The organism is Pseudomonas sp. TH10, from assembly GCF_016651255.1.
Lineage (GTDB): Bacteria > Pseudomonadota > Gammaproteobacteria > Pseudomonadales > Pseudomonadaceae > Aquipseudomonas.
In genome coordinates this window covers 54,949-65,468 of sequence record NZ_JAEKEG010000002.1, presented here as the reverse complement: position 1 = coordinate 65,468, position 10,520 = coordinate 54,949, and the positions used below count along the sequence as shown (strand labels likewise).

At 60.8% G+C, this 10,520-nt stretch carries 10 protein-coding genes and 3 pseudogenes; 11 read left to right on the top strand and 2 right to left on the bottom strand.

The annotated features are described in order from the left end of the window. The 4 genes and pseudogenes from JFT80_RS00390 to JFT80_RS00375 form a co-directional block, all read left to right on the top strand. Positions 1-192 (top strand): annotated as a pseudogene (locus tag JFT80_RS00390) (amidohydrolase); the annotation flags it as partial. Between the two features lie 100 nt (positions 193-292). Then, entirely contained in the window at positions 293-1,156 is an 864-nt protein-coding gene (locus JFT80_RS00385) for a LysR family transcriptional regulator (protein WP_122840648.1), read from the top strand. 105 nt (positions 1,157-1,261) lie between these two features. Beyond that, a complete protein-coding gene (locus JFT80_RS00380; protein WP_201146544.1) occupies positions 1,262-2,407 on the top strand; it encodes an SRPBCC family protein in 1,146 nt (381 codons plus the stop codon). Continuing rightward, positions 2,404-3,492 (top strand): SMP-30/gluconolactonase/LRE family protein, encoded by a 1,089-nt coding sequence (locus tag JFT80_RS00375; RefSeq protein WP_122840649.1) that lies wholly within the window; start codon positions 2,404-2,406, stop codon positions 3,490-3,492. The genes JFT80_RS00380 and JFT80_RS00375 overlap by 4 nt, the downstream gene beginning before the upstream one ends. A 50-nt stretch (positions 3,493-3,542) precedes the next feature. Here JFT80_RS00375 and JFT80_RS00370 read toward each other — a convergent pair whose 3' ends face one another. Beyond that, positions 3,543-3,782 (bottom strand): YdcH family protein, encoded by a 240-nt coding sequence (locus tag JFT80_RS00370; RefSeq protein WP_201146543.1) that lies wholly within the window; start codon positions 3,780-3,782, stop codon positions 3,543-3,545. A 207-nt stretch (positions 3,783-3,989) separates the two neighbouring features. On the opposite strand from JFT80_RS00370, the gene JFT80_RS00365 reads away from it, so the two are divergent. Continuing rightward, complete coding sequence (locus tag JFT80_RS00365) at positions 3,990-4,511, top strand: DUF4142 domain-containing protein (RefSeq protein WP_201146542.1); 522 nt, start codon at positions 3,990-3,992, stop codon at positions 4,509-4,511. A gap of 61 nt (positions 4,512-4,572) precedes the next feature. Here JFT80_RS00365 and JFT80_RS00360 read toward each other — a convergent pair whose 3' ends face one another. Further along, the gene (locus JFT80_RS00360) at positions 4,573-4,830 is read right to left on the bottom strand and encodes a hypothetical protein (RefSeq protein ID WP_122840651.1); all 258 of its coding nucleotides are present in this window, start codon (positions 4,828-4,830) and stop codon (positions 4,573-4,575) included. Between the two features lie 213 nt (positions 4,831-5,043). On the opposite strand from JFT80_RS00360, the gene JFT80_RS00355 reads away from it, so the two are divergent. From JFT80_RS00355 to JFT80_RS00330, 6 genes and pseudogenes are all read left to right on the top strand, one after another. Further along, a complete protein-coding gene (locus tag JFT80_RS00355; RefSeq protein ID WP_201146541.1) occupies positions 5,044-5,895 on the top strand; it encodes an STAS domain-containing protein in 852 nt (283 codons plus the stop codon). 4 nt (positions 5,896-5,899) lie between these two features. After that, the gene (locus JFT80_RS00350; protein WP_025112567.1) at positions 5,900-6,262 is read left to right on the top strand and encodes an STAS domain-containing protein; all 363 of its coding nucleotides are present in this window, start codon (positions 5,900-5,902) and stop codon (positions 6,260-6,262) included. Then, positions 6,259-6,662, top strand: a pseudogene (locus JFT80_RS00345) (anti-sigma regulatory factor). The gene JFT80_RS00350 and the pseudogene JFT80_RS00345 overlap by 4 nt, the downstream one beginning before the upstream one ends. Continuing rightward, positions 6,659-7,669 carry an ATP-binding protein gene (locus JFT80_RS00340; protein ID WP_201146545.1) on the top strand — a complete coding sequence of 337 codons (1,011 nt, stop codon included), beginning with the start codon at positions 6,659-6,661 and terminating at the stop codon, positions 7,667-7,669. Before JFT80_RS00345 ends, JFT80_RS00340 begins: the two are co-directional and overlap by 4 nt. Beyond that, positions 7,662-8,537: a sensor histidine kinase KdpD gene (locus tag JFT80_RS00335; RefSeq protein WP_201146540.1), complete on the top strand. Its 876-nt coding sequence runs from the start codon at positions 7,662-7,664 to the stop codon at positions 8,535-8,537. Before JFT80_RS00340 ends, JFT80_RS00335 begins: the two co-directional genes overlap by 8 nt. Beyond that, positions 8,527-10,469 (top strand): annotated as a pseudogene (locus JFT80_RS00330) (response regulator). Before JFT80_RS00335 ends, JFT80_RS00330 begins: the two are co-directional and overlap by 11 nt. The last annotated feature ends 51 nt before the right edge of the window (positions 10,470-10,520 follow it).

Below are 10,520 nucleotides of genomic sequence, written 5' to 3'. Positions count from 1 at the left end.
GAATGGTCCCCGGTGGTCACAGTGCCCGGCCACTGGAAACCCCTGGCGCCGCTAACCGCACAGGTTCATCAATGTGTGGGCGCCTGCGCGGTGCACGCCCACAGCCATGAGCGGGCGCGGCTGTCCTCGGCTCCGGTCAGTGATTTCCAGGGCTTCTGGGGAGCGTTCGGGTGTTCGTGTTTTGCATTCTAAGCGACGTTCCAGGCCCCCGTGCATGTGCGGCGTGCACTGGGGGCGCCTGGCTTGAGAACACAGTTGCTACAATGCCTGCACCTCCCGCACCGGCCGCCCCATGGACATCGACCTCGCCCGCACCTTCCTCGAAATTGTTCGTCACGGCAGCCTCGCCGCCGCAGCGCAGAAGCTGCATGTTACCCAGACCGCCATCACTGCACGGGTACAAAAACTCGAAAGCCAGCTCGGCAGCACGCTGTTTGTGCGCAATCGCGCCGGCGCCCGCCTGACGCCCAACGGCGAGGCCTTTGTGGTGTACGCCAACCAGCTGGTGCAGACCTGGGAAGCGGCGCGCCGGGATTTGCCGCTGCCCGAGGGTTATCACAATGTCCTGCACATTGGTGGAGAGGTCAGCCTGTGTAACCCGCTGATGCTCGGCTGGGCCGGCGAACTGCGGAAGGGGATTCCCGGCCATGCGCTGCGCATGGAAGTTCGCGATGGCGAACATTTGTTGCGCCAGCTGGAGCTCGGGCTACTGGACGCGGCCCTGGTGTTTCACCCCGAGTACTGGCCGCGCCTGCAAGTTGAGCAGGTACTGGAAGAAAAACTCATCCTGGTGCGCTTGGTGGCCAAACCCGAGCCCTACGTCTATATCGACTGGGGTCCGGACTTCCGCCGCCAGCACGACGCGGCGCTGCCAGAAAATGCCCGGGCGGCGCTGAGCTTCAACCTCGGCCCGCTCGGCCTGCAATACATTCTCGAACACGGTGGCAGCGGCTATTTCCGCACTCGAGTGGTCCAGAGCTACCTGGAGAGTGGCGTCATGGAAATAGTGCCCAAGGCCCCGGAGTTCAACTACCCGACCTATCTGGTCTATTCCCGCGACCGCGATTCGGCGACGCTGCAACAGGCATTCGATCTGCTACGCGAAGTCATCAAGCGCGATGGTGACTGGTCACAGCGCTGGGACCCGCTGATCTGAGCACGCGCTGCACCGGAGCATGGCATTTGTGCCATCGAGATCAATCCGGCCAGACGCCTGGAATCGGCTAATCTGCTGGGGTGACCATCATCCGGGGTGAACGCAGTGAGGCAGACCACCGAGGCATTTCGCAGCCGCTACCGTGCGGCCATCCATCCGCTGTACAACCCGTGGCTGCATGGCGCGTTCGTGCTGCTGTTCGGCGTGCTGGCCATGGGTGCATTCTGGAGCAGCGTGCAACAGGTGCGACCGCTGGAGTGGTTGACGGTGCCGTTGACCCTGCTGCTGTTCAACTTCGGCGTGTACATGGTCCATCGCCATCTCGGCCACCACAAAAAAACCTTCGCGAAAATGTTCTACGCCCGCCACGCGGGTGATCATCACAGCTTCTTCACTCCCGGCCACATGACCTTCGACAGCGCCCGCGACTGGCGAGTGATTCTGTTCCCGGCGTGGCTGATCGTGATTCATACACTGGTCATCACCCTGCCCTTGTGGTGGTTGTTCGCGCAGCTGAACAGCAACGTTGCCGGGCTGTTCGGCGGCTGCATGGTGCTCGGTTATCTGGCATACGAAGTGTTTCATGCCTTTGAGCATTTGCCCCCGAGCAATCCATTGACGCGCCTGCCGTGGATTCGCCAGATGCGCCGACTGCACGAATTGCATCACCGTCGCGAGCGTATGCAAGAGCGCAACTTCAACATCGTTTTGCCACTGATGGATTACCTGTTCGGCACCCTCTACTGGGAGCCGGAACACCTCACCACGCCCCAGACGAGTAGGCCCATGACCCGCATGCAGCATCAAGTCGACATCGCCGCAAACCCGATTGAGGTGCTCGCCTACGCCAGCGCCGCAACCCGCTGGCCGGAGTGGCACCCGTCGTCCCTGACAGTCGACGGACAGGCCGGCCCGCTGCATGCAGGGTCACGCTTCGAAGAAGACATTCGCGCCGGAGGCCGTGAAGGTCACCTGAGCTGGGTGGTCGAGGAATACTTGCCGGGACGGCGCTGGATTGCCCGCGCCCAGGGCGATAACGGCCTGTCGCTGCTGCTGACCTATGAGTGCGCGGCCCAGGGCAATGGCACACGGTTTATCCGCACCCTGGACTATCAGTTCGAGAGCCTGGCGATGCGCCTGGCCAATCATCTTCTGCTCAAGCGCCGCATTGACCGCGAGTCTGCGCAATCCATGCTGGCCTTGCGCACAATGGCGCAACAGCACCTGGCCCCCACGGGAGCGACTGCGTGAGTCGATCCATAAGGTTTCGTCATGTCGTATTGCTGGTGCTGGTGGTTATTGCGGCGTTCCTGTTGTTGATGCCCACCAAGGTGCAACCGGTGGCCTGGAACCCGCCACCGGCGCCTTCGCTCACCAGTGGGGTCTACGCAGACAATCAGCGCCTCAAAGACGTTGAGCCCGTGGGTGCCGGCCACCTGGAAGGCCCGGAGGCCTTGCTGCTCGAAGACAGTGCGCTGATCACCGGGCTGCACGACGGTCGGTTGATCCGTACCAGCCTCGACGGCAAGTTCACCCAGGTCCTGGCAGACACTGGAGGCCGGCCATTGGGCCTGGCGCGACATCCCAACGGTTTGCTGGTGATTGCCGACGGGGTCAAGGGCTTGTTATCCCTGGATGCCCAGGGGCGCCTGATTCCATTGGTCACTGAGGCCAAGGGTGTGCCCTTGGGTTTTACCGACGACGTGGCCATCGACAAGTCCGGGCACTATGCCTATTTCAGCGACGCTTCCAGCCGGTTCGGTTATGGCAGCGATGGCGATGCCATCATCGAGCATGGCGGCGACGGGCGCTTGCTGCGCTACGACTTCCAGACCGGCAAGACCGCCGTGCTACTGGACAAGCTGGAGTTCGCCAACGGCGTAGCGCTGGGCCCGGACGAGAGCTTTGTGCTGGTCAACGAAACGGGCGCCTATCGCATCAGCCGCTACTGGTTGAGCGGTCCGAAAGCGGGCACTCATGATGTGTTTATCGACAACCTGCCAGGTATGCCCGACAACCTGTCGTTCAACGGCGAAAACCGTTTCTGGGTGGCGCTCTACGCCCCGCGTAACGCCCTGCTGGATGCCACGGCGCCGCACCCCTTCGTGCGAAAAATGATTGCCCGGGCCATGAGCGTGCTGCCAAAGCCAGTAGAAAAGCGCGGGTTTGCTCTGGGTCTGGATGTGCAAGGACAGGTGATCGCCAATCTGCAGGACGGGAGTCGCGACAATTATTCGCCGATCACCACCGTGCGCGAATATGGCGAGTGGTTGTATTTTGGTTCGCTGAAGGCCGATCACATGGTGCGGTTGCCTTTGGCGAAGGCGCTCCAATAATCGGACCTTGCAGGAGCCGGCCAGTTGCAGGCTCCTGCATGTCAGGGTCGCTACCTGGCCTGTAATTGCTCGACGATCTTGTCTTTGACTTGCAAGCGTTTCTCTTTGAGTTTTTTCAGCGTGTCGTCGCTGGGTGCATCCGAGGTCGCCGTCTCGGCCTTGACTACCTCGGCATCCGCTTGGGAATACTTGTTGATCAGTGCGTCCAGATGTGGATCCGCGGTGCGTTTTTGCTGGATCTCTTCCTTCGTCAGTTTCAAATCCTGTAACAAGTCATGGGTCACCGGCATGGAACACCTCCGTCAATTGATCGGCTGGTCAACGCGACCGATTGCGCTGGCCAGTGATCAGAATGGCCTTGGTTGGCGGGTCCTGTCGATACCGGGAGTGTCCGTTCGTCGTGCTGGCGCAAACACGATCAAACCTTTGGCCATTCATCCGGCTCCATTTATTAACGATCAACGGATCGCTTATAAAAACTGTGTGGAGAATGATCAATGGACGGATTCAACCTGCGTCACCTAGTGCTGGCTGTCGCTTTGAGCACCGGCATGGGCAGCGCGTTCGCTGCCACTTCCAATACCTTCGTCGACAATGCCGCTGCGGGTGGCATCGCCGAAATCGAAACCAGTCGCCTGGCGCTGGAAAAGAGTTCATCGGCTGACATCAAAGAATTCGCCAACATGATGATCACCGATCACGGCAAGGCCAACGATGAGCTGGCGAGCATTGCCCAGTCCAACGACATCAAGGTTCCGGACACAACAACCCTGGTCAAGCAAGCCAAGGAAAAAATCCTCGACATGCGCGATGAGTCTTTCGATGCGGCCTACGCCAATAATCAGGTCAAGGCCCACGAAGAAACCATCGAGCTGTTCAAGAAAGAAGCTAACACCGTGACCGACGACAAGGTCAAAGGCGCCACCGAACTGAAAGCCTTTGCACAGAAAATGCTCCCGGCGCTGGAAAAACACCTCGCCGCCGCGAAAGAACTGCAAGCTGCACATCCAGACAAGTAAGGCGCTCCAATAAAAAGGCCGCATCAATCGATGCGGCCTTTTTTATGTGGCCACAACGCGCCTAGCCGCCATCGGTATCAATATCGCCATCGGTGTTATCACCAGGTTTGGCCCGATCCGGTTCAGGCTTGAAGCCCGGGCTGAATTCATTGTCGTTGTCGTCGTGCTGATTCTTCTGATCCACCGCCGAGTCGGCGCTGTCCGGCTCGCTGGTCTGCTGCTGCGAAGCAGAGTTGTCACCGGGGGTCTGCGGGTCAATCGCCGGATCGTTGCGGTCCACCGCTTGATTCTGTTGCTGCGTCATCGAGTCGTCTTTCATAGGTACCTCATTCATCAGTACAGGGCAGGCTGAGACACTCGCCTTATAGCTTCGAATCTGCGCCTCGAACAACGTTCCATCCATGATCACCTACGCTGTGTGAGATGATAAATAACTGCGCAGCACGACAACTATTTCGAACGGCAAATGTCATTGCTTTGCAATGATCCAAAATTCGCGTAATCGGCCAATAATTTCAAGGAGTTCAGGCACATGGCAGCACTGCAGACCAGCACACTCGATGCAATGAAAATCAACCAGAATCAACTGCTGGCTGATTGGGCGCAGCGCCTGGAAGCCAACGGTGCCTCGCGCAACGTCAAGGAGCAGGACCTCAAGCAACAGACTGCGCAATTTCTACAACTGATCGTCGCCGGCCTGGAACAAGGCAATGGTCAGAACGTTACTGCCCCAGGCTGGGACGAGATTCGCCAGTTCCTCGAGAAGCTGTCCCACAGCCGTGCCCTCCTCGGCCAGGACTCCCATCAGACCGCCAATTTCATCTTCTCGCTCAAGGGTCCGATGTTTGCGATGCTGCAAAATCATTATCAGGACAACCCTGCACTGCTGGCCGAACAACTGTGGGAAGTCTCCGAACTGCTCGACGCTCTGGGCATGCACACTATCCGCACCTTCCAGAAATCCCGCGAAGCCGTCATCAAGCGCCAGCAGGAAGAACTGCTGGAACTGTCGACACCAGTGGTCAAGCTGTGGGACGGCGTTCTGGCGCTGCCGATGATCGGTACGCTGGACTCGCAACGCACCCAGGTCGTGATGGAATCGCTGCTGCAACGCATCGTCGACACCGGTTCGGAAATCGCCATTATCGACATCACTGGCGTGCCCACCGTCGACACACTCGTCGCCCAGCACCTGCTGAAAACCGTCACGGCCATCCGCCTGATGGGCGCCGATTGCATCATCAGCGGCGTGCGCCCGCAGATCGCACAAACCATCGTCCACCTCGGGCTTGACCTGCAAGGCGTGGTGACCAAGGCCAATCTGGCCGACGCGCTGAAACTCGCGCTGACACGCCTGGGCATCAGCCTCGGCAAAGCGGTCTGAGCCAATGGAACGTATCCCGATTCTACAAATGGGCGACTTTCTGCTGGTGACCATTCAGGTCGACATGCATGACCAGCTCGCCCTGACCCTTCAGGATGATTTGTCCGAGCGCATCAGCAAAACCTCGGCGCGCGGGGTCTTGATCGACATCTCGGCGCTGGACATGGTCGACTCGTTCATCGGCCGGATGATCGGCACGATTTCCGGTCTGTCGAAAATCATGGATGCCGAAACCATGCTGGTCGGCATGCAACCGGCCGTGGCGATCACGCTGGTCGAGCTGGGCCTGACGTTGCCGGGCGTCAGCACGGCATTGAACGTCGAGCGCGGCATGAAACTGCTGCAGGAACGAGTACGCCAGCAATGAGCGTGCGCAGCAGCGGTACTCAAGCGATCAACATCGAACAGGACGTGGTGCTGGCGCGTCAGACCGCGCGCAAACTGTGTACCGAGTGCGGCATGCGCCTGATCGATCTGACCAAACTGGTGACCGCCGTCAGCGAGCTGGCGCGCAACACCATGGTTTACGGCGGTGGCGGTGACATGGACTGGCAGATCCTCGATGAAAACGGCCGGGTCGGGCTGCGCCTGGTGTTCCGCGACGAGGGGCCGGGCATACCCGACATCAAGCTGGCGATGACCGACGGCTGGACGTCCGGGGTGGCCTGGGCCTTGGCCTGACCGGCGCCAAACGCCTGGTGGAAGAATTCGAACTCGATACCGCGCCCGGCAAGGGTACTCGCATAACGATCACACGATGGGTATGAACATCAGCGGTTCGATGACGCAAGTACTCCCCATCGAAGACACCAGCCAGATCGGTCACGCCCGCCGGACCGCGCAGCAACTCGCCGAGCAACACGGCTTCGACGCCACGGATGCCGGGCGCGTGGCACTGGTCGCCACCGAGCTTGCCAGCAATATCCTCAAACATGCCGCCAGCGGTGAGTTGCACCTGCGTGTGCTGCCTCGCACAGCCGGTGCCGGGATTGAAATGCTCGCTATCGACCGGGCCAACGGATTTGACCTGGAGGCCTGCCTGGCCGACGGTTTTTCTACCGGTGGTACCCAGGGCATCGGCCTGGGCGCGGTGTCGCGCCAGACCCAGGTCTTTGATGTGTATGCCGACGCCCGCGGCGCTGTGCTGCTGGCCAGGCTATACCCACGCAGCGACAAGGCTGCGGACCAGCGGTTCGGCGTCAGCCAGCATTCCCTGCGCAACGACCCCGCCTGTGGTGATGTCTGGCACCTGGCCTTTGACGGCTCGCGTATCAGTGCCCTGGTGATCGATGGCCTGGGCCATGGCGACGACGCCGAACGCGCCGCACGTGCGGGTGAACAAACCTTCGCCTTGGCGCCGTTCACCACGCCGGTGATGCTGCTCGAAGACATCCATCGCGACATGATCGGCACCCGCGGCGGCGCCCTGGCGATTGCACAGTTCGACGGCGATGTCGATGCACTGAAATTCGTCGGCATCGGCAACATCGGTGCCTGTCTGATCGCCCCGGGAAAATCACGCGGCCTGGCGTCCCACCCCGGGATCGTTGGCGGTCAATACCGAAAAGCCCAGCCCTTTGACTATGCTCACGTGAACGGACATCTATTGATCATGTACAGCGACGGCTTACAGTCCCGTTGGAACCTTCAAGACTACCCCGGCCTGGTGCACCGCCATCCCGCCGTGATAGCCAGCGTCCTGCACCGCGATTTCTGTCGCGGGCGCGACGATGTAACGGTGCTGGTCGTTGCCCTGGAGGCCGCCCATGGCTGAGTCGCCCATCTTGAGCAATGCCGAACAGGCTGCGCTCATCGCGCAGTTACAGAGCGAATCCGCCGCCCTGCGCGAAGAACTCGATGAGACCAATCAGGGCGTGCTGGCCTTGTACGCCGAACTCGACACCCAGGCAGAGGAATTGCGCCAGGCTTCTGATTTGAAAAGCCGCTTCCTCTCTTACATGAGCCATGAGTTCCGCACGCCGCTGGGTTCGATCCTGAGCATCAACAGCCTGCTTGCCGATGAACTCGACGGCCCGCTCAGCCCCGAGCAACACAAGCAGGTGGCATTCGTCAGCACTGCCGCTCGCGAGCTGAGCGACATGGTCGATGACTTGCTCGACCTGGCGAAAATCGAGGCCGGACGCATCAGCATTTCCCCGGCATGGTTCGACATGTTCGACCTGTTCTCGGCCCTGCGCGGGATGTTCCGGCCGATCGTCGATGCGACGGCGGTCGATCTGATCTTCGAAGAACCGAACGGCCTGCCGCGCCTGTACACCGATGACAAGAAACTCGCACAGATCCTGCGCAACTTCATTTCCAACTCGCTGAAGTTCACCACCCGCGGCGAAGTCCGGGTCTCGGCACGGCTGCACGACGCGACTCACGTACGTTTTGCCGTCAGCGACACCGGAATAGGTATCGCCCCGGAGCTACATGGCGCATTGTTCGAGGACTTTTCCCAGGTCGACTCACCGCTGCAGAAGCGCCTTCGCGGCACCGGGCTCGGACTGTCCCTGTGCAAACGCTTCGCCCAGTTGCTCGGTGGTGAAGTCGGCCTGGAGAGCAAGCCGGGCCTGGGCTCGACTTTTTTCGTGATCATCCCGCTGGCAATTGCCATGGAGCCCGTCGATGAAACGTGACATCCGCCTGCTGGTCGTCGATGACAACGTCGCCACCCGCTACGCCCTGCGCCGGCGGCTGGAGCGTCACGGCTATGAAGTGCTGGAGGCTGGCACCGGCACTGAGGGGCTGGCGCTGATCGAAAGTGAGCCGCTGGATGCGCTTATCCTCGACGTCAACCTGCCGGACATGAGCGGTTTCGACATCGTGCGCAAGCTACGCTGCGACCCCGACACCGCCCTGCTGCCGGTGATTCACGTGTCGGCGGCGTCGATCCAGACTGGCGATATCATCACCGGCCTGGACGCTGGCGCGGATGCCTACCTGATTCACCCGGTGGACCCGGATGTGCTGCTGGCGACCCTGCGCACCTTGCTGCGGGTGCGTGAAACGGAAAATGCGCTGCGCGAGAGCGAGGCGCGTTTTCGGGAGATCTTTGTCAATGTGTCTGCGCCCATCGCGGTGCTGGACGCGCAGCTCAAGGTGCACGAATGCAATCACGCGTTCACGCAGCTGATGCAGGACAACCTCGACCCGGATGCCCTGCGCGAGTGTTTTGCCCCGGACCAGGGCGCGGTCATTGATGAACTGCGCCTGCGACTGGCCTATGGCGAGCGCTGGAAAGGCACGCTGAATATGCGCGTGTACGGCGAAGTCCGCGAGACCGAATGGCAGCTCTCACCCTACCGCACACCTGAACTGAGCCTGGTGTTCGTCGAGGACGTCACCGAGCACCGTCATCGTGAACGCTCGCATCTGGCGCGCCTGGATGACGCCACTACCCAGCTGGCCAACGAAGTCGCGCAACGGGCGCGCACCGAAGGCGCAGCTGCTGCAGGTGCAGAAGATGGACGCGCTGGGCAAGCTCACCGGCGGTATCGCTCATGACTTCAACAACCTGCTGACCGGCATCATCACCAGCCTCGAACTGATCCAGAAGCGCATCGCCGCGTCACGCACCGACAAGGTCCAGTTGTATACCGAAGCCGCCTTGAGCTCTGCCATGAGTGCCGCCTCCCTCACTCATCGCCTGCTGGCTTTTGCCCGCCAGCAGCCACTGGACACCCGGCCGGTGGACATCAACGCCCAGGTGCGTTCGCTGGAAGAATTACTGATGCGCACTATCGGCGAGCGCATCGCCTTGAAACTTGAGCTGACGTCCAAGGCGGCGATCGCCCTGGTCGACCCGGTCCAGCTGGAAAGTGCCGTTCTCAACCTGGTGATCAACGCGCGCGATGCGCTGCCCCAGGGCGGTAATATCTGGGTCAGTACCTATGCCGCCTTCTCCCACGGTGATCCCAACCTGGCGGACGGTGCTTATGTCGCCCTGGCCGTGCGCGATGACGGTACTGGCATCGATCACAACGTGATCGATAAGGTGTTCGATCCGTTTTTCACCACCAAACCCCTGGGTCAGGGAACCGGATTGGGGCTGTCGACGATCTATGGTTTCGCCCGGCAATCGGGTGGCGATGCACACATTCGCAGCGTGGCTCGACGCGGTACGGAAGTGACGATCATGTTGCCCGCTACTTCCGACCCGACCTCCAGCGAGGCCCCCACTCACGGCAGATGCTCAGGGCGATGGCGAGCACGTGCTGATCGTCGAGGACATGCCGTCAGTGCGCATGTTCGTCGCTGAGGTGCTGATGGACGCCGGTTACCGCTGCACCCAGGTCGGCGACATTGAAAGCGCACTCGAGCGGTTGCAGAACGACCCGTCGATCGACCTGCTGCTGACCGACGTCGGCCTGCCGCGCATGACCGGCCGCGAGTTGGCGGACGTAGCCCGAGGCTGGCGCGCGCAGTTGCCGATCCTGTTCATGACCGGCTATGCGGAAAACGCGATCAACCGCCAGGTGTTCCTCGGCGACGGCATGGAAATGCTGGTCAAGCCATTCCAGATCAACGAGCTACTGGACAAGGTGCGACGTACGATTGATAGGGTTTGATCTACCGTTTGTGGGAGTAGGACCGGTGGGAGCAATGCTCATTCCGGTCCT